Below are 18,662 nucleotides of genomic sequence, written 5' to 3'. Positions count from 1 at the left end.
CTTTTTTAAGCGGCCTATAAGAATTGCTGGAACAGTTTTCGAAAAGTTTCTTTATCCTCAGCAGTAAACGCCTTTGGTCCTTTTGTGCGCTGACCACTTTTACGTGCCATAGCACTAAAATGTCTTGTCTCGAGTAACTGATTGATATTATCAGAAGAGTATTGAAAACCTTTATGATGCAAGACAATACAACCTTTTGGGAGCAGAAGAGAAGCTAGACCATAATCTTGTGTAACGATGATGTCTGAGAGTTTAGCAAGTTGAACGATTTTAAAGTCAGCGGAATCTGCACCGTGCTCTACGTAAACCCGCTTTACGTATTCTGGATAGTCTTGAAGAGAATAATGCGCAATACTGGAAACTAAAACCACTTGAATTTCTTTATCTTTAACTTCTTCGATGACAACGTCTTTCACTGGACAGGCATCAGCATCAATTAGAATTTTCATAGGACATTAAACCCTTTCTTTTAAATAGAATGAGGAACTCAGTACAATGATCTGTTTTCCACAGTGTAGCATAAATATGGTAGACTGAGAAAAAGAGTAGAACGGAAAGAAGGAATTCGATGAATGAGGAAATCGTCTTGAGTACAGCGGAAATGGTCCGCTCTAGATTGACAGGAGAAGGATCCGGTCATGACTGGTTCCATATCGAACGCGTTTGGAATAATGCAATTAAAATTGGTAAAGCTGAAAAAGCAGATTTATTCGTCGTTCAATTAGCTGCACTCCTGCATGATCTTGCAGACGATAAGATTGTTTCCAGCGAAGCGGAAGGTGTCTCTGAAATTAATTACTGGCTTGAAGGAGAAGGTGTACCGTCTGCTATCATTGAGCATGTTTTATCCATCATCCAGACAATGTCTTATAAAGGTGGGAACAACCACTTGTACGGGTCTCTGGAAGCGAAAGTGGTTCAAGATGCAGATCGCTTGGATGCTATTGGAGCAGTTGGAATTGCTAGAACCTTTGTATACGCCGGGAGTGTGGGCAATCCGATTTTTGATCCGCAGTATACTGTTCGAGAAAACATGACTAAAAAGGAATACCGCGAAGGAAAAAGTAGTGCAATCCATCATTTTTATGAAAAATTACTAAAACTAAAAGAACTTATGAATACCGAAACAGCCATCCAGCTTGCAGAAGACCGTCACCAGTTTATGGAAATCTATCTGGAACAATTCTTTAAAGAATACACGCTAGAAGAAGAGTAAAAAAACCGCAGTTTCGACACTTGAAGGCTTGTAAGCCTCATAGTCGAAACTGCGGTTTTTAAATGATGTTAGTTTGAAGCATACGTGTCTGATTGTTGGAACTAAGATTGAAATAGCCAATGAGTTTGAAGAATACGTGTCTGATTGTTGGAACTAAGATTGAAATAGCCAATGAGTTTGAAGCATACGTGTCCGATTGTTGGAACTAAGATTGAAATAGCCAATGAGTTTGAAGAATACGTGTCTGATTGTTGGAACTAAGATTGAAATAGCCAATGAGTTTGAAGCATACGTGTCCGATTGTTGGAACTAAGATTGAAATAGCCAATGAGTTTGAAGAATACACGTCTGATTCTTGAAATTGAGGCCGTTAAGTATGTTAATTTGAGAAAATCCTACCTTAAATTCGATCTCCAAGGTGTAAAATGGTCGCACAAGTTGTTCGAATACCATCTAAATATTCTTTTTCGCCGATGTTTTCATTAGGTGCATGGTTATCTTCATCCACATTGGCATAAGGAATTGTTAAGGATGGGATACCCAAAATATCTGTGAAGATATACATCGGTCCTGTTCCGCCAAGAGCTGGTAGAACGACCGGAGTTTTGCCATGCGAAATCTCTACTGACTGAATCACTTTTTGGACAATTTCTAGATGCATCGGCGTTCTAGAAGGTTTAACACCACCTAAATAGTCGACAGATATCTTACTTTTAGATTTGAATTGTTCAACGTGAGCTAGAATAGATTCAAAAATCTGATTTGGATCTTGATCAGCGGCCAAACGCATATCGATTTTCACTTTCGCTTCGCTTGGAATAATGGTTTTAGTTCCTTCTCCAGTATAGCCACTTCCAAACCCCGCGATATTAAAGGTTGGCGAGAGACACAGTTTTTTATAGTACTCTTCAACAGTCATGTTGATTTCGTCAATCCCGATGACTTCAGCAGTCGCTTCTGGATTGAAGGGTAACGAGCGGATATGATCCAGTTCTTCTTTTGTTGGGGTCAGAATGCCGTCATAAAAGCCATCAATTAAAACGGTACCTTCTTCGTCAATCATGGAACGAATCAAGTTAATGAGATCCATCGCAGGATTAGGTGCAATATTTCCTTTATTACCAGAGTGGTTATCTCTTAAAGCCCCTTTAGCGTTTAATTCAATATATAAAAGACCTCGGTTCCCTAAAGTAACAGAAGGCTGATCTTTGCCTTCCATTGGACCATCGGCTGTGTAAGCAATATCTGCTTTGAGCAAGTCTTTATGTTTTTCAGCAAAAGGTTCTAAATGAACACTTCCTTTTTCTTCTTCTCCTTCGAACAGGAATTTTACATTGATCGGTAGTTTACCATATAATTCCAGCAAGGTTTTCACAGCGAGTACATGTGCAATCAGCTGTCCTTTGTTGTCACCAGTACCTCTCCCAAAAATCTTACCGTCACGAATCGTAGGTTCAAAAGGTTCTGAATGCCATAATTCTAGAGGTTCTGGTGGTTGAACATCGTAATGACCGTAAAACAAAACGGTTAAGTCATTATCAGGATGCAAGACTTCTCCGTAGACTACAGGAAATCCTTCAGTTTCTAATAGTTGTGTTTCAATTCCGGCATCAACCATCATTGATTGAAGCAAATCAGCACACTCTAGAACCCCTAAATTCTGAGCGCTAATACTCGGTTGTCTAATCAATCTAAATAATGACTCCATATGAAAGGTTTTTTCTGAAGCTAGTTTTGCAGCTACTTCTTTGAATGTTTCATTCTGATGCATGACAATTTCCCCCTTATTTCAATCCATCATACCGTTTCCTTGGAATCAAGTATACATAAAAATGAGAATAGATACACCGAATTTAAAGAAAAATCTCATAATAAATAAAAGTCCCAACAACTCAATTAAAAAAAAGAAAGGTGTTGAGACAAAGTAGATTCATTTAATAGTGAGTTCACTTATAGTTTTAAGATTAAAAATCTTCAAAGTTTTCGATATCGTCAACATTCTGTACAGGCTCGTGCTCTAAAAATTCAGACGGAATATTCGTCAAGTAAGGAGTTGCTTCTGCTTTTAACCCCTTACCGTATTTTTTAATGAATAAGATGGTTACAGCCAAAACAATCACGAAAACGATGGAATAAAGCGTGAGTTCCTGGATGAATTCTGCAGTAGGATTGGCGATAATGTACAATTCTTCCAGACTAGCAGTGTCACTTGTAAACAGAGTAGGTATAATAACGATAAGGTTATAAAGCGCGTGGGTCAGAATAGGATAGATGAGCTTTTTTGTCTTGGTGTAGACTACAGCACACAGGAAACCTAAAATCAGTTGCGGAAAGAACAAAGAATTGAAATGGATAATCATAAATATAATGGAACTGAATAGAATCCCTTTCCAAACGCCGTATTTCTCCGACCATTTATTCATTAATACGCCTCTAAAGAAAACTTCTTCAACGATCGGTGCGGCAATCACTGTAAGAGGGAGAAGGTATAGGAACGAAGGCGTTTCGACTATCAACTCATTTGGATTCAAACCCATATAAGAGATAAAAAAGGTATAAAAATCTGTAAAAGATAAAAAAATACGCAAAGCAAAATAGATAAACAGACTTCCACAGATAGCAACTAAAATGGTTAGTCCAGCTACCGGAAGTAACTGCTTTTTCTCAGGTGGGCCTTCTCCAGTGATTCCAGTCGTGAAGACGTTCTGCTTGGATAATTGACGAAGAATAATTTTATAAATCAGAAAATATAGAAATAAATTAACCATTAATCCAAAGACTTCCGGATAATTCTCTTGCATGGCAATAAGTAAAAAGGCATTAGCTATTTCAACGCCAATCATCGTCAGCACGCTTCGCCAGACAATTGCCCAGATAGATAACTTTTTCAACGAATTTATGTACATATAGAACACCCTCCAGATTTAGATGAAATCGTTTATATAGTAACATAAAGAATGTATCATACATTTGCGTGTTCAGGTAAAGAAATGTCCAATCGTCCCTATTTTCTGCGGATGGTGTATGATAAAATACTCCTAATCGTAACTTATGGAGGTACATATATGGATAAGATTTTAGAAATGAAAGAAGTCACGAAATCTTTTGGAGGCAATCACGTTTTAAAAGGCGTTGATTTTTCAGTCTATCCGGGAGAAATTATTGGATACATTGGACCAAATGGCGCTGGAAAAAGTACGACCGTTAAAATAATTTTGGGATTACTCCAACCAGATATGGGGGAAATCTTTATATTTGGAAAGTCCCTTAAAGATTCAGGAGATACTTATAAAGCTCGAATCGGATATGTGCCTGAGAATGCAGAACTATACGATACCTTATCTGCTGAAGAGTACTTGCTCTTTGTAGGTAGACTATATGGACTGGAAGAAGACATGGTTCGAGAGAAGAGCTTGAAAATGATGCAGATCCTAGGTATCGAAGAAGCCTTTAAGAACCGCTTATCGTCTTTTTCAAAAGGAATGCGTCAGAAAGTTCTGATTATATCTAGCTTATTACATAATCCAGATATTCTATTTTGGGATGAACCGTTAAATGGGCTGGACGCCAACAGCGTACAAATCGTAAAAGAAATTCTTTCAGAATTGAAAAAAGAAGGAAAAACAGTCTTTTATTCTTCGCACATTATGGATACGGTGGAGAAACTCAGTGACCGTATTATCATCTTGAATGAAGGGCGTGTGGTAGCTGACGGACATTTTGATGAGCTTCAAAAAGAGGCAGATGGAACACTTGAGCAGTTGTTCAATCAGTTGACGGGATTCAACGAATATGAAGAACTCGCCAATGCCTTCGTTTCAGTCATGAAAGGAGAAACGCCTTATGATGCGTAATGTTTTTGGTGGAAGTCAGAAACAAGAGGCAGGTTTCTTTATCAAGATCATCAGAAAATTAGCGCCAATGTACCGACGTTTGGGTGTGGATTATCCCATCATGGAAAAGATCATCGATACAAAGCTGATTATGGATAGCCGACAAGAAAAAGTGATTCCAACGAACTCTATGTGGGGAAACAGTAAGGAAGAGGACGAAGATAAAAATGCTTTCTTCCAATCTTTATGGGTCTATGCACTGATCAGCCTGATTCTATTATTTGTCTTCGCCATCGATAATATTCAGTTCCAGTACACGGTGTTCTTCAGTTTTATTTTCTTGATGCTGTTATCGACTTTAATTGCGAATTTCTCTAGTATTCTACTTGAAACAAAAGACCAGATACTGATTGGAACGAAACCGGTCTCTTCAAGAACGCTGAGTGCCGCAAAAGCGACCCATGTCTTTATTTATCTTATCTCGCTAACACTCGCGCTCTCTGTACCAATGGTGATTGGAACCTTCTTTATCCACGGGATACTAGCAGGGTTGTTGGCTATTTTACTGACAGTTGTGGCATCCATCTGGTGTCTACTACTGACAATTATCACTTATGCCACTGTACTCAAGCGTTTCAACGGGGAAAAGCTGAAGAACATTATCGCTTATAGTCAAATTGGGATTTCTGTTTTCACGGTCATCGGCTATCAGGTGATGAATCAAGCTTTTCAATTTATTAATCCAAGCATGCTTGCGATTGAATTGAACCTACAATGGTGGCATATTTTTGTCTTTCCACTATGGTTTGTTGCACCATTTGGCCTATTAGAAAACGGCTTTTCACTCACTTATTTAGTGTATATCGTTTTACTTATTGGAGGGACTGTTGCGCTGGCGGTTCTATATTATTTCAATAGTGACAAGCTGGAAGCGAACTTACAGAAACTTGAAAGTGGAGAAGGCGATACAGACAAACGTTCATGGTACGAAACGCTCTCGAGTAAGTGGCTGTGCTGGGATAAAAAGGAAAGAGGCTACTATCACTTCACGTGGCAACTGACCAAAAACGAAAGAGAATTCAAGACAAGACTATACCCGTCTCTGGCGACCATTTTTGTCTTTCCGATTATACTTATAGGATCAACATATCGGTTAACGGAAGATAGCGGAGTTGGAATCAATCAATTATCCGTATTCAAATACATGCCTTATTATGCACTCTTAGTAATTCCAATGCTGGCCGTTTCAGTGAAGTACTCCAAAAACTTCAAAGGAAGTTGGATATTTGGAATGAGTTCGGAAGATCATGCGGGGGTTTTTATAAGAGGTATGATCAAAGCACTGACCATGAAGTTGCTTTTTCCAATCTATTTGATTTTATCGAGTGTCGTCCTAGTCTTCTCGGGCTTGGGGATTTTACCAGCTTTGCTGAATGGGTTATTGTTGGTTATCTTGATTTTCTCAATAGAAGTTAAACGTACGATACAAACCTTTCCTTTTTCAAAGAGATATAACGCTTCTGAAGCAAACCAAGGATGCTTTGCGACGGTTATTTTTATAGCCATTACAGGGATTGTTGCAGTAGGGATGTTTGCTATACAGGAGTTAATGCCGTTTGGTGTTTATATCTTGATGGTCATCTTACTGGCTATAGATGGATGGATTCTGACAAAAGGTTTCGACAAAATCACACTTAAAATGGACTAACTAAAAAGCAGCCGAACACCTTTTAAAAGGGCGTTCGGCTGCTTTTATTTGTTGACTCCGTTTTTTCTTTTAAGACTCTTTGCTAAAACGTCCAGTGTACTAATTAACGTTTCTTTTTGTAGAGCAGAAATAGATGAAACCGAGATCGTTTTACTATAAAAAGTGTGATCTGTTAGTGCAACGAATTCAGATAATATCTCTGCATCTTCTTTTGTCAGCGTTTGGAATACAGTCACATAGTCATGAACTGTCTGACTTTTTGACCTTTTTTGCTTCTGATCAAATAATCGTAATGTCCAATGGCAGGCTTTTTCAAGAGAAATCTTATTGCCTTGAATCGCTTTTTTTAGTAACCAAGTCATTAAACGCAAGTGTAGTGAGAAATACAATGTACTAAATACGAATAAGATCAGACTGAAGATCATAAGCATAAATGTAACGATAGAAAGCGGAGAACGATCAGGGGATTCTGCTTCTTCTGTTTCGCTTTCTTCTTCAGCTATGGGATCCTCTATTGATTCTTCTCCGACTTCTTCAGATAGTGCTTCTTCTTCAGTAGTTTCGTCGACTGCAGTGTCTGTATCTGCTTCAAGATCTTCCAATGTTACAGCTTGATCATCGAAAGAAAAACGGTCATCTTCAGGAGAAACATCGTCTTCTGTTCGTGTGATCGGATTAGCAAAGGAAGGACTAGGTTCAAAAGGGACCCATCCAGTACTTGGAAAATAGACTTCCGGCCAAGAATGAGCATTCGAATTGGTGATTTGATAATATTGTTCTCCATCAGCATTAGTCTGGCTACTTCCAGGAGTGAATCCTTTGACCCATCGAGCGGGAATCCCTATAGAACGCAGCATGGTAACCATTGCACTGGAAAAATTATCACAATAGCCAACTTTTGTTTCAAATAGAAAATGTTCAACATAATCTTCTCCTGACGGTGTTTGAGCGGTATCTCTTAAACTATACCGAAAACCACCTTCACTTTTCAGATACAATTCTATAGCTCGAACCATTTCATATTCGCTATTCATTCCCTCGGTTAGTTCTTGTGCTAGCTCTTTCACGCGTTGTGGGAAATCTAGTGGAAGTTGAACGCCTTCTGGGGCAGCTAGAGACATCCATTCAGCAAGCGACTGATCACCTGATTCAATCAGCGTATCGTCTAGTGGCTGGCTAGACATTTCTTCCCAGAATAACATTCTCCAACCGTCATCTTCTCGGAGTTGAGCCTCATCCAGCCGGTCCGGGAAACTGGAGTCGTAATCTACCTTGTATCCTTCCAGTAGGCCTTCTTTGTCTTGGACATTATTGTACTCGGTTGAGTAATTGTAAGACAGAGAATAGTCTACAGGATCAGCGTCTATTTCTATGGTTGTCCATCCATAAGGATAAGCAATGTACTCAATTGGAGCCTGCCAATCAACAGAAGCAGTAGTGAGCACACCGCCTTCAGAAACATCAGCAGCAGCCAAGGTAGAAGTTTCATAATCTCTTCGTTCATAAGGAGAATAGACTTCTTCTGATAGTCCCGCGGGGGAACTGCCCCAGCCCTCGCCAGTATAATTCCAGCGATGCAAGACTTTCCAGTAATTAGGTTCTGGAGTATACGCTTGAAATAGTCGCGTGTAGTCTTTTCTCAAGGGACCACCCAATTGTTCGTCATTGGTCCCTATGCCAGTCTGGCGGTATCTTGAACCTGGAGACTGGGCATCAATCCAGTCAAAAAAACCACGACTTTCGAGTCTGTTTTGATAACCGATCGTACTAATTTCAACCCATTCCTGAGAAGGCATAAACCAATCGACTCCCCAGTAAGCCAATCCAACCAATGCACCGGTGAGAAGGCTCGTCAAAGTAGAAAGTTTAAAAAAGTACCGATTACTCTGGCTTTGATTCAGTTTTGTAAGACCAATCAAGAGCATACCAAACCCAATAACGGTTACCGCCTGAGAAAGAATCGCGTAACTTGTAAAGGTGTGTAAAATCATGAGATAACCAAAAGCGACAAGAAAGGATGGATAAGCAAAATTTTGACGAATCGTGGTAAAGGTTAGTAAAGTTGCTAACACAAATAGGGCTAAAATAGCGAGAAATAAGGGTACGGAAGACGTACTTCCAGTAATCACTTGATTCCATTCTTGTTGTCCCAATTGCCATAAGTTAAAGAGCCACTTAGTCAGCGATGCTTCAAGAGTCAAAGACGGAAATGACCGATAAAGAAAGACGAGAATCACACCGATCTGGACTACAAAGTACATCCACCATTTTTTGAAAAAGGCAGTCGTCAACTGAGTGATTGCGAAAAAGAGGACAATAGATTCAAAACCAGACAATTCATTGATCCGTAAAAATAAAAAAAGTACAGGAAGAATTAAAAAACTATGAACCAATCCTATTAGTAAAGAACGAATACATTCTGATAAAGAGCTGATATAAGTTTTCAATCTTCAGAGCCTCCTTTCAGTGAATCCAATTGACGCTCATCTAAAATAAAAAGATTGGGCGTATTTTTGATCGTATCAGGAAATGACATATTCCGTGGCGCTATAATCAAAATAGTCGTTTTAAACGTATCCAAAGGACCTAGCAATTTGAGTAAGCGCTGATCATCCTCACTTGGTTGAATGGTTAGATAATCATAAGGTTGACTGCGTTTATCAGTTTGTCCGTTAAATGAACCTAGTAAGTGAAGGTCATTTTTGGAATAAGCAGATAAATACTGATCCAGACTGTAGGCTAAACTGAGCAAGTCTTCAAATTGTGAAGAAGAGAAGCCTACAAAGTACAAACTGATAGATAGGTGGTCTTCACGATCATATTCTTTGATCATCCACTGTTCCCGCTTCAGGCTCGACTTCCAATCAATAGAGCCAATTGCGTCACGAGGTTGATAAGCTCTTAATTCCTTCACTTCAAAGGCATGGGAGAGAGAATCTAAATCTGTTAAGCGAATGGCTTGTTCAGATAAGAGGTTTAATATTCGTTCTTGTGGCGCTTTTTTTGGATAAATTGCAAAGTCTACAGAAAGCGAATGTGTAAAACGATGTCTAAATAAACCAAACAAACCGAGTCCTCGGGTCTGAACCGTCAGCTGTTCATAATGGCCTCTAGTCATATGTTGAGATAAAGCACGAAACTCGGAGCGATTTTTTAAAAATAAATCCGGATAAACCGTCTGAAAAATCTGTTTGCCTTGTTGATCGGTTAAAATCAATTCAAACGAAGACAATAAAAATAAGAGATGCCATCTCCGGTAAAGGGTAAAAGAAAGGTCTAAACGATTATCTTCCGTAACAACCCATTGGATATTCTTGAAATAAATCTTCAGGCGAGATGAAAAAAACGCGACAAGTAGAACAAATGAAAAGCTATAAAAAATAAACCAGGATACAGAAGAAGGAAACGTTAATGTGTAAAGAATGATAAAAAAGTACAGTAATACGAACATTAATCCACGCCAATTGATAAAACGCTGCTTCATTTCGTGCTCCTGATTTTAGTAGGAATATCTACCTGACTGATTAGTTCGTCAATAAAGGCATCAATTGCTTGAGCGGTCATCCTATTTACAAATAAAAGGCGATGTCTGAATAAAGGTTTAATAATGGATAAGATATCTTGCGGGGTGACATAATCACGACCACTTAAAAGAGCCTGTCCGCGTGCAGCAGCTAAACAATACTGGGTTCCTCTCGGACTAATACCGAGTCTAAGTTCAGAATGGTTACGAGTACGGTCAACAAGCATAATCATATAATCCAGCAGTTGTGGATTGACATAAACAGATTTCACCAGCTCTTTAAGCGTATTGAATTCGTTTAAAGACAAAATTGGTTGTAACTGTTCTATCGAGTTTAATTGATCTGGGGATTCGAGCATTCGGATTTCCTGTTCTTTACTAGGGTATCCTAAAGAAAGTTGAAAAAGAAATCGATCGAGCTGCGCTTCAGGTAAAGGATAGGTTCCTTCATAGTCGATAGGATTTTGAGTAGCCAAAACAAAGAAAGGGTCCGGTAATAAATGGGTCTTACCATCAAGTGTTACTTGTTTCTCAGACATGGCTTCTAGCATGGCCGCCTGTGTTCTAGGAGAAGTACGATTGATTTCGTCTGCTAGTACGATTTGATTGAACAATGGGCCGTGCCGAAACTCGAATTGAGCATCTTGCATGTTGGGTACGGAAAAGCCGATAATGTCAGAAGGAATTAAGTCTGGTGTGAATTGCACTCGTGAGAAATCAGCTTCCAAACACTTGGCAATCGTTTTGATCAGGAGCGTTTTACCTACACCGGGAATATCTTCAAAAAGGACATGACCGCCCGCTAGCATGGCAATCAAGGTATATCGGGTAACGTCTTTTTTACCGATTACAATTTGATCGACGGTATCAATTAATGTATGTAATTTTGCAATAGATTGCTCTGTTTGTACTGAATAAGTCAAAGGTATAGCCTCCTGAATTACTGATTTAAAAGAATAAGATCGAAAATCAAACCAGTTGAATATGTTTATATAATTGTAAATAGAATGAGATAAGAATACAATGAGAAACATGCAACCTTAGTAAAATTATAAATAATCAATTCAATTAAAAGGGGTATTTATTCTATTTAGATAAAAAAAGAGAAAGTATCGAGTCAACCTCAAAACTTTCTCTCTTTCATATAAATCCAATTGTTAACGGTTAATCATTGAATAATTTTTTGTAAATAATAGCTAGATCAAGGCTCACTTTCTTAAGGTCAAGCTGTTCAGCAGCTTGGCGACCTGGTGTAGTCAGTGAGGGTAATTTTTTCTCTAAAATCAGAGGAAGTATTTTTTTGAATCCTTCTGGAGTGGCTGCTTTATAAACCACTGTCTTATCGGGTAACCACTCTTTATAAATTGGGATATCTCTAACCAATACAGGAATTTCGTTGGCTAAAGCTTCTAGCAGTACAATACCTTCTGTTTCTTCATGCGTCATGAATAGAAATAAATCACTACCAGAATAGACATCTCGTAATTCAGAAGAAGAAATGAATCCGGGAAATCGTACGTTATCTGAAGCTTGTTTAATGGCATTTTGCACGGCACGAGTCATAAGAGACTTTGATGTATGTCCAAACCAGAAAAACAAGTATTCAGGATACTGTTTAGCTAAGGCTAAAAAGTCTAGGATACCTTTACGTTCAATCAAGTGTCCAACGGAAACAATGACTTTCTGGTCTTCAGCCAAGTGATACTGCTTTCTAAAACGCGCACCATTAGAAGATACTTTAGTGAAGTAAGTAGTATCGACTCCGTTCGATAAAGAAACGATGGGTCTGTTTAAACGGTAATTCAGTAAAAGCTTTTTAGAATACTCTGTTGGTGTGACAACGATATCTCCTTGGCGGTAGCAATACTGCAGCCATTTTCTGAAAAGTGGCGCAATCATATTGGATCCACGGAAAGAATTCCTAAAATCTTCCATAGTGGAATGTCCATAATAGATGACTTTTTTCCCATCTCTACGAGCTTTTTTCGCCATAAATACGGAGTCGGGAAGTATCGTATTCAAATGCACTACGTCATAGTCTTCTTTAGAATTTTCAGTATAAGCTACATTGAGGGATTCTAACATTTGTTTCTGGTGACGAAGTGCTTCACCAATCCCACTTTGAGTGATGACTTTTTCTGAACCTTTATACAGTAAGACTTTCTTGTTGAAGTGTTCCAATTAAATCCTCATTCCTAAAGAGAGAAAACGTGCTGATGCGTATGGGTTCTGATAGCTTCTAAATAGACCAGTTCCACACTTTTTCCAAAAGCTTCGATAGAGTACGTTTCTTCGATTTTGTTTTGTGCTGCCAGTTTTTTTGAATGATCAAAATCATCTTGCGTTAGTAGGGTATAAAGAGAAGACTTGAATTCAGAAAATTGAGTATACTGGAATCCATTCTCTCCATCTTCAATTACGTCAATTAGACAATCATCTTTTCTACATAAAGCAAATACGCCGCTTGCAAGGGCTTCGATATAAGAAAGACCTTGTGTTTCACTAGTAGACGCACTGACAAAAAGATCTCCTGCCTGATAGTAAGTGGCAATTTCATTAGGATCGACCATGCCGGCGAAGACTACAAAGGCACGAGCGTCTATTTCATCAATAAAGGCCTCCAGTGTTTCTCTGTAAGGGCCATCTCCAACGACTAGGAGTCGAAGTTTCGGATCATCAAGCTCTTTAAGATAAGAAATAATTTCTTCCAGATTTTTTTCTTTAGCGATTCTTCCGACACTGACAAGTACGGAACAATCATCAGGTATAGAAAGAGAGCGTCTCAATGCTGTAATCTCTTTCTGTTCAACTGGCTTATTGAATTTCTCTAAATCCAGACCAGTAGGAATCACATGTACAGGCTGATTTACCTTGTATCCTTTTAAAAGAGATTCGACTTTTTTTGTCGGAACAATCACAGCATCAGAATGGTTCAAGACTCTTTTGCTGAATAAAGCAACAGCCTTTTTGCCCCATTTTTTATTTGGTGAAAAATAATGCGTATAATCTTCATAGACAGTGTGATATGTATGCACTATTGGGATCATCAGAGTCTGAGAGATTCTACGCGCGATTCTAAACGTGCTGAACTCACACTGAGTGTGAACAACGTCAGGGTTCCAGTCCACAATATGAGACAACACATCATCATCCATCGTCAAAGCCACTCGTGCACCGGGATAAATTTTTCCGACACCATAAGAAGGCATTGAATATAACCCCTGCTCTTCATCTATATGAGAGTTGGATTTTTCTGATAGAGTCAGTATGCGGACTTCGTGTCCCATGTCTGTCAAAATCTCTTTTAGGTTGATAATAGAAGTGATTACACCGTTAACAGTTGGAGTGTACCATTCTGTTGTAATTAATATCTTCATATCGTCCTCCAAAATTGATTGTCTTCATTATACTCTAAAAATTCTATAAAATAGACTGAATTTCAAAATTATCACGCAAATTTTACGAATTGTTAAAAGTACGTGTAAGAATGTTCCTATGTGTGAATGATGCTATTATTACTGTACCCTTATCCAACTCATTTTACATCAGACCTTAGACTGGTTTTTGGTTGTATGAAAGGGTAGAAAGTTCTTTAAAATAAACAGATTCTACATTGTTTTATATAGTATGGTTACGATACAATAAGTAAAAGCCAATTACAACATTAAGGAGCTAGGATTTATGAAAAGAATTATCTTGACAGGAGACCGTCCTACAGGGAAATTGCATCTAGGACATTATGTAGGATCTCTTCAAAATCGTTTGAAAATGCAACAAGATCCAGATAACCATGTTTATGTTATGATTGCTGACCAGCAAGCTTTAACAGACAACGCTAAAACACCTGAAAAAGTTCAGAAAAGTGTAACAGAAGTGGCACTTGATTATCTTGCAGTGGGGTTAGATCCAGAAAAGACAACCATTTTTATTCAGTCACAGATTCCTCAATTAGCTGAATTAATGATGTATTACTTGAATATTGTTACAGTATCCAGGTTGAACCGAAACCCCACAGTGAAATCTGAAATTCAAGAAAAAGGCTTCAATGAAAGCATACCTGCGGGGTTTTTTATGTACCCTGTCAGCCAGGCTGCCGATATCACAGCTTTCAAAGCAACACACGTACCAGTTGGAGAAGATCAGAGACCGATGCTGGAACAGACAAGAGAAATTGCGCGTGACTTCAATAGAATTTATCATACAGATGCTTTAATTGAACCAGATATCATTTTGCCGCCAAAAGGACATGGAAGATTAGTTGGAATCGATGGCAAAGGTAAAATGAGCAAATCACTCAATAACGGCATTTACTTGTCAGATTCAGCAGATGATATTCAGAAAAAAGTTATGAGCATGTATACAGATCCGAATCATATTCGAGTCGAAGATCCGGGCCAGATCGAAGGGAACGTTGTATTCACTTATCTTGATGTATTCGATGACGATACAGAAAAAGTCCAAGAGTTGAAAGACCAGTACCAAAAAGGTGGATTAGGCGACGTTAAAATCAAACGTTACTTGAACGATGTACTTCAAGCTAAACTACAACCGATTCGCGAACGCCGAGAAGAAGCTTCAAAAGATTTGGATGCCGTTCAAGCTATGCTTAAAGCCGGCAGTGAGAAAGCAGAAAAAGTCGCTGCACAGACACTTGATGAAGTGAAAAATGCTATGGGAATCAATTACTTCAAATAAATCAGTTTAAAAGATACACGAGAGGCGCATTCAAGCGTCTCTGTGTATTTTTTATATTCTAAAGAAAGTGGGCGTTTGTATGCTAGAAACAGAAAGATTAAGACTCAGAGACTATACAGAAGAAGATTTCGAGTTCCTTTATGCGTTAACTTCTAATCCAGAGGTTGTAAGGTACATAGGTATAGGAGAAGTGTATACAAGAGAACAAACAAAAGCTGCTTTAGGACGAATGTTCAAGTTATATGAAAAAAATCAGTATATGGGACTGAAAGTCCTCGAGTTAAAAGATAGAGGAACACCGATTGGCCAGGCTGGGTTTCTCCCGCAAACTGTAGAAGGCGTAGATTATATGGAAATCGGATATTGGATTGCGGAAGAACATTGGAGAAATGGCTACGCTACAGAAATTGCGACGGCTTTGAGAACATTTGGAGAACAGCAACTACACTTAGATGAGATCATTTCTTTGGTTCAAGTAGGAAATAAAGGTTCAAGAAAAGTTGCAGAAGAAAATGGGATGCAGATCAAGAAAACGGTGAATTTGAAAGGGAAAGACGTTTACGTGTTTTCAACATTAAAAAAGTAATTTAAAAAGAGGATCTTCTACCGATTTAAGTAGAGGATCCTCTTTTTAGTACCAATCTCTTCTCTGAGTTCTGGCTTTTTTGAAAATAGATTTTAAAGCTACCTCATCATCTTCGACTAATGTTTGTTTGAGTTTGTCGAGTTCGTTTTCAAATGCTTCGATAGAATTTAAGAGAGCAGAACGATTATTCAAAAAAAGTTCGCTCCATAAGTCACCATTGATATCTGCGATGCGGGTAAGTTCTTTGAAGCTATTTCCTGCAAAAGTTAATGTCTCTTCAGATGCTTGAGTACTGTTGACTACAGCAACAGAGAGCGCATGCATCAACTGACTAACGTAAGCAATTTGTTCATCATGTAGTTCTGGAGAGACCCGAGAGAGGCTTTCAAACCCGATATCCTGGTATAGTTGTTCCACCAGTGCAAGGTTAGCTTCTTTATTAGAAGGAATCGGTGTGATGAGCGCATTCGCTCCAATAAATCTTTTATGATCAGCTCCAGAAATCCCCTTTTTTTCACTTCCGCGCATAGGATGAGCGAAAATAAAATCGGCTGATTCTGGTAGGAGCTCCATGACTTGGTTGATAATGGCTGTTTTAACGCCCGTAACATCTGTTAAAACTACAGAAGGTTTGAATACGTCACGGTGTTCTTTTACAAAACTCGGAATCTGATTTGGATAAAGCGAAAGCAGCACAAGATCCATATCAGGTAAGAGTGCTTTTGCATCAGTATAACCTTTAATAATCAGCTCTTCTTTTTCTGCAGTTGCAATCGTTTCTGGATCAAGATCCACGCCGTAAACGTCTTTGTATCCTGCCGCTTTGAGGCCCATAGCAAATGAGCCCCCGATTGCGCCTAAGCCTATAAGTGCAATTTTCATTTCAAACTCCTTTAAACGGATTTTTCTTCTAAAGCATGAATCGCTAGTGCATAACCTGTAGGACCAAATCCAGAAATCTGCCCAATACAAGCTGGTGCCACAACTGATTCTTTTCTGAATGACTCTCTAGCATGAATCGCACTCAGGTGGACTTCTACAGTAGGGACAGAGATGGCTTTAATGGCATCGTGAATCGCATAGCTATAGTGTGTATAAGCCGCTGGATTAAAAATAATACCGTCTACTTCATCCATATGGGCTTGTTGCAAGCGGTCAACAAGGGCACCCTCAGAATTACTTTGAAAAAAAGTACAATGATGGCCAAGCTTGGTAGCATATTGCTCAATATGATCTTCTATATCTTTTAAAGTCTGAGTACCATAGACATCCGGTTCACGGATACCTAGAAAGTTCAAATTCGGTCCATTGAGGATCAGTAAATTCATTTGCTTACTCCTTTTTTAATGGTTTCAGGAAGATTTTTTTCAATTGTTGTTAGCACATAAGCTTCATCGGAGTGATTCTCAACAATAAAGTCAGCAGCAGAACGATAAAGATCGATTCTGTCATCATATAATTGGTATAGTTTGTTGACACCCTCTTTTAATAAAGGCCGATGATCCAGTTGAATATCTTTAACAATGTTCTCTACAGGTCGATCGATAAATACAATCCATCCAGTTTTTTTGAGTGCCTGTACATTTTCTTCTTTTAAGATCACACCACCACCGCATGAGATAATACTATAGGAAGACTCGGAAGCGACTTGCTGACAAATCGTTGTTTCGATTGTTCTAAAATGAGGTTCACCAATCTTGAATAATTCTGGTATCGTCTGACGGGTTGTATCTTCAATAATTTCATCTGTATCAAGAAAAGGACGGTCTAATTTGATACTTAATGTTTTACCGAAGCTTGTTTTCCCACATCCGGTCATACCGATTAAAACGATATTTGTTTTCACTTTGTTTCACTCACTTTATTTTGAAAGTAATCGATCAGTTCATCGACTAGGCTGTTCTCGATTGTGCAGTTTTCCCAGATTTCAACTGCTTTGACAGCTTGTCCAACTAGCATATCTAATCCATTAGCGACTTGCTTATGTTGCTGGACACCTAATTGCAACAAAGTAGTCATTTCTGGGTTGTAAATTAAATCTATAATTGTATCAAACTGATGAACAACGCTCGCATCCAAAGGGGAAGACGCAATATCTGGATACATACCAATAGGTGTCGTATTAATGAGATAGTCTCCGTTATAAGAAGACAACGATTCATAATTGGTATAGGTGTTTTTATCAGTGTTCTCGAATCGTTCAGGAGATCTTGAAACGATAATGAGGTGATCAATACCATGATCAAGGAGGTACGTTTCAACAATCTTTGCAGCACCGCCTGTTCCCAAAATCATAGCCGTTTTACTTTCAATAGTCCAATTGCGTCTTTCAAAAATCAAACCAAAACCTGCATAGTCTGTATTATGTCCGATTAATTTGTTGTTTATATGTTCTATCGTATTAACAGCATTCAATTTTTCAGCAAAGGAATCGAGTTCATCGAGATAAGGAATGACCTTTTCTTTATAGGGAATCGTGACATTCACGCCATTGATTGTTAAGGCGCGTACTCCAGAAACGGCTTGTTCAAGAAGGTCTGGTTTGAATGCGAAAGCTTTATAAGCAGCATCGATTCCAAGCTTTTGATAGATTCGTTTATGTAGAGCTGGAGAAAGAGTATGGGAGAGTGATTCTCCAAATAAACCGTAAAAGTGCATGATAAACTCCTTTCGTAATCCATATATTGGTTTGAAGTATAGACAAAAGAAAAATAAAACACAAATAGAATTTTTTTTGCGAAGATAAATTCGGTAATAAACCCTTATGGTTGAGCTGAAAAATGAGAATTTGAAAAAGAACATTAAAAAAATATTTGAGATTTTTTGAGAATGACTGTTGACAAGGATAAATCTAATTGCTAGTATTGGGTCACAGTTGAACAACAGCTGATACTAATTGATTGAGGAGAGAAATTGAGATGAATAGACAACTACAATCACAAATCGCAATGGCTCCACAATTGAATAGTTATTACTTTAGCTTCTTTAGGATCAAATCTATGGAGGCTGAAGAGCTTTAAGCTGCTGACAACAGCGTCCCATAGATTTCACGAGAAATCGAATGGGGCGCACAAGTAAAAATTAAGTAACATTTTATGAGT

At 38.5% G+C, this 18,662-nt stretch carries 17 protein-coding genes; 5 read left to right on the top strand and 12 right to left on the bottom strand.

Going from position 1 to position 18,662, the window contains the following annotated elements; translation table 11 throughout:
- Nucleotides 1-14 precede the first annotated feature (14 nt).
- The gene (locus LG377_RS00505) at nt 15-449 is read right to left on the bottom strand and encodes a YaiI/YqxD family protein (RefSeq protein WP_225742781.1); all 435 of its coding nucleotides are present in this window, start codon (nt 447-449) and stop codon (nt 15-17) included.
- A 119-nt stretch (nt 450-568) separates the two neighbouring features.
- On the opposite strand from LG377_RS00505, the gene LG377_RS00500 reads away from it, so the two are divergent.
- Nucleotides 569-1,216, top strand: coding sequence for an HD domain-containing protein (locus LG377_RS00500; protein WP_225742780.1), 648 nt, complete (start codon nt 569-571; stop codon nt 1,214-1,216).
- A 400-nt stretch (nt 1,217-1,616) separates the two neighbouring features.
- Here the strand turns inward: LG377_RS00500 and LG377_RS00495 are convergent, their stop codons facing one another.
- Together LG377_RS00495 and LG377_RS00490 are read right to left on the bottom strand one after the other, a co-directional pair.
- The gene (locus tag LG377_RS00495; protein WP_225742779.1) at nt 1,617-2,987 is read right to left on the bottom strand and encodes a M20/M25/M40 family metallo-hydrolase; all 1,371 of its coding nucleotides are present in this window, start codon (nt 2,985-2,987) and stop codon (nt 1,617-1,619) included.
- A gap of 193 nt (nt 2,988-3,180) precedes the next feature.
- Nucleotides 3,181-4,122 (bottom strand): CPBP family intramembrane glutamic endopeptidase, encoded by a 942-nt coding sequence (locus LG377_RS00490; protein WP_225742778.1) that lies wholly within the window; start codon nt 4,120-4,122, stop codon nt 3,181-3,183.
- A 159-nt stretch (nt 4,123-4,281) separates the two neighbouring features.
- Here LG377_RS00490 and LG377_RS00485 point away from each other — a divergent pair, with 159 nt between their 5' ends.
- A complete protein-coding gene (locus LG377_RS00485; RefSeq protein ID WP_225742777.1) occupies nt 4,282-5,070 on the top strand; it encodes an ABC transporter ATP-binding protein in 789 nt (262 codons plus the stop codon).
- On the top strand, nt 5,060-6,757 hold the full coding sequence (locus tag LG377_RS00480; RefSeq protein ID WP_225742776.1) for a hypothetical protein: 1,698 nt from the start codon (nt 5,060-5,062) through the stop codon (nt 6,755-6,757). The genes LG377_RS00485 and LG377_RS00480 overlap by 11 nt, the downstream gene beginning before the upstream one ends.
- Nucleotides 6,758-6,801: 44 nt before the next feature.
- Here LG377_RS00480 and LG377_RS00475 read toward each other — a convergent pair whose 3' ends face one another.
- From LG377_RS00475 to LG377_RS00455, 5 genes are all read right to left on the bottom strand, one after another.
- On the bottom strand, nt 6,802-9,204 hold the full coding sequence (locus LG377_RS00475; protein ID WP_225742775.1) for a transglutaminase-like domain-containing protein: 2,403 nt from the start codon (nt 9,202-9,204) through the stop codon (nt 6,802-6,804).
- A complete protein-coding gene (locus tag LG377_RS00470; RefSeq protein ID WP_225742774.1) occupies nt 9,201-10,241 on the bottom strand; it encodes a DUF58 domain-containing protein in 1,041 nt (346 codons plus the stop codon). The genes LG377_RS00475 and LG377_RS00470 overlap by 4 nt, the downstream gene beginning before the upstream one ends.
- Nucleotides 10,238-11,203, bottom strand: coding sequence for a MoxR family ATPase (locus LG377_RS00465; protein ID WP_225742773.1), 966 nt, complete (start codon nt 11,201-11,203; stop codon nt 10,238-10,240). The genes LG377_RS00470 and LG377_RS00465 overlap by 4 nt, the downstream gene beginning before the upstream one ends.
- A 241-nt stretch (nt 11,204-11,444) precedes the next feature.
- The gene (locus LG377_RS00460; protein ID WP_225742772.1) at nt 11,445-12,461 is read right to left on the bottom strand and encodes a glycosyltransferase family 4 protein; all 1,017 of its coding nucleotides are present in this window, start codon (nt 12,459-12,461) and stop codon (nt 11,445-11,447) included.
- A gap of 14 nt (nt 12,462-12,475) precedes the next feature.
- Nucleotides 12,476-13,657, bottom strand: coding sequence for a glycosyltransferase family 4 protein (locus LG377_RS00455; RefSeq protein ID WP_225742771.1), 1,182 nt, complete (start codon nt 13,655-13,657; stop codon nt 12,476-12,478).
- A gap of 304 nt (nt 13,658-13,961) precedes the next feature.
- On the opposite strand from LG377_RS00455, the gene trpS reads away from it, so the two are divergent.
- The gene (trpS, locus tag LG377_RS00450) at nt 13,962-14,975 is read left to right on the top strand and encodes a tryptophan--tRNA ligase (RefSeq protein WP_225742770.1); all 1,014 of its coding nucleotides are present in this window, start codon (nt 13,962-13,964) and stop codon (nt 14,973-14,975) included.
- A 79-nt stretch (nt 14,976-15,054) separates the two neighbouring features.
- A complete protein-coding gene (locus tag LG377_RS00445; protein ID WP_225742769.1) occupies nt 15,055-15,561 on the top strand; it encodes a GNAT family N-acetyltransferase in 507 nt (168 codons plus the stop codon).
- 45 nt (nt 15,562-15,606) lie between these two features.
- On the opposite strand, the gene LG377_RS00440 is transcribed toward LG377_RS00445, so the two are convergent.
- Genes LG377_RS00440 through aroE form a run of 4 tightly spaced genes read right to left on the bottom strand, consistent with a single transcriptional unit; the run spans nt 15,607 to nt 18,219 of the window.
- Nucleotides 15,607-16,443, bottom strand: a complete 837-nt coding sequence (locus LG377_RS00440) for a prephenate dehydrogenase (protein WP_225742768.1) — start codon at nt 16,441-16,443, stop codon at nt 15,607-15,609.
- Between the two features lie 11 nt (nt 16,444-16,454).
- On the bottom strand, nt 16,455-16,889 hold the full coding sequence (gene aroQ, locus LG377_RS00435) for a type II 3-dehydroquinate dehydratase (RefSeq protein WP_225742767.1): 435 nt from the start codon (nt 16,887-16,889) through the stop codon (nt 16,455-16,457).
- On the bottom strand, nt 16,886-17,407 hold the full coding sequence (locus LG377_RS00430) for a shikimate kinase (RefSeq protein ID WP_225742766.1): 522 nt from the start codon (nt 17,405-17,407) through the stop codon (nt 16,886-16,888). The genes aroQ and LG377_RS00430 overlap by 4 nt, the downstream gene beginning before the upstream one ends.
- Nucleotides 17,404-18,219, bottom strand: a complete 816-nt coding sequence (gene aroE, locus LG377_RS00425) for a shikimate dehydrogenase (protein WP_225742765.1) — start codon at nt 18,217-18,219, stop codon at nt 17,404-17,406. Before aroE ends, LG377_RS00430 begins: the two co-directional genes overlap by 4 nt.
- Nucleotides 18,220-18,662 lie beyond the last annotated feature (443 nt).

Source organism: Marinilactibacillus sp. Marseille-P9653 (genome assembly GCF_916618885.1).
Classification (GTDB): domain Bacteria; phylum Bacillota; class Bacilli; order Lactobacillales; family Carnobacteriaceae_A; genus Marinilactibacillus.
Note: the sequence above shows the minus strand (reverse complement) of the source record. Positions and strands in the feature narration are given on the sequence as shown.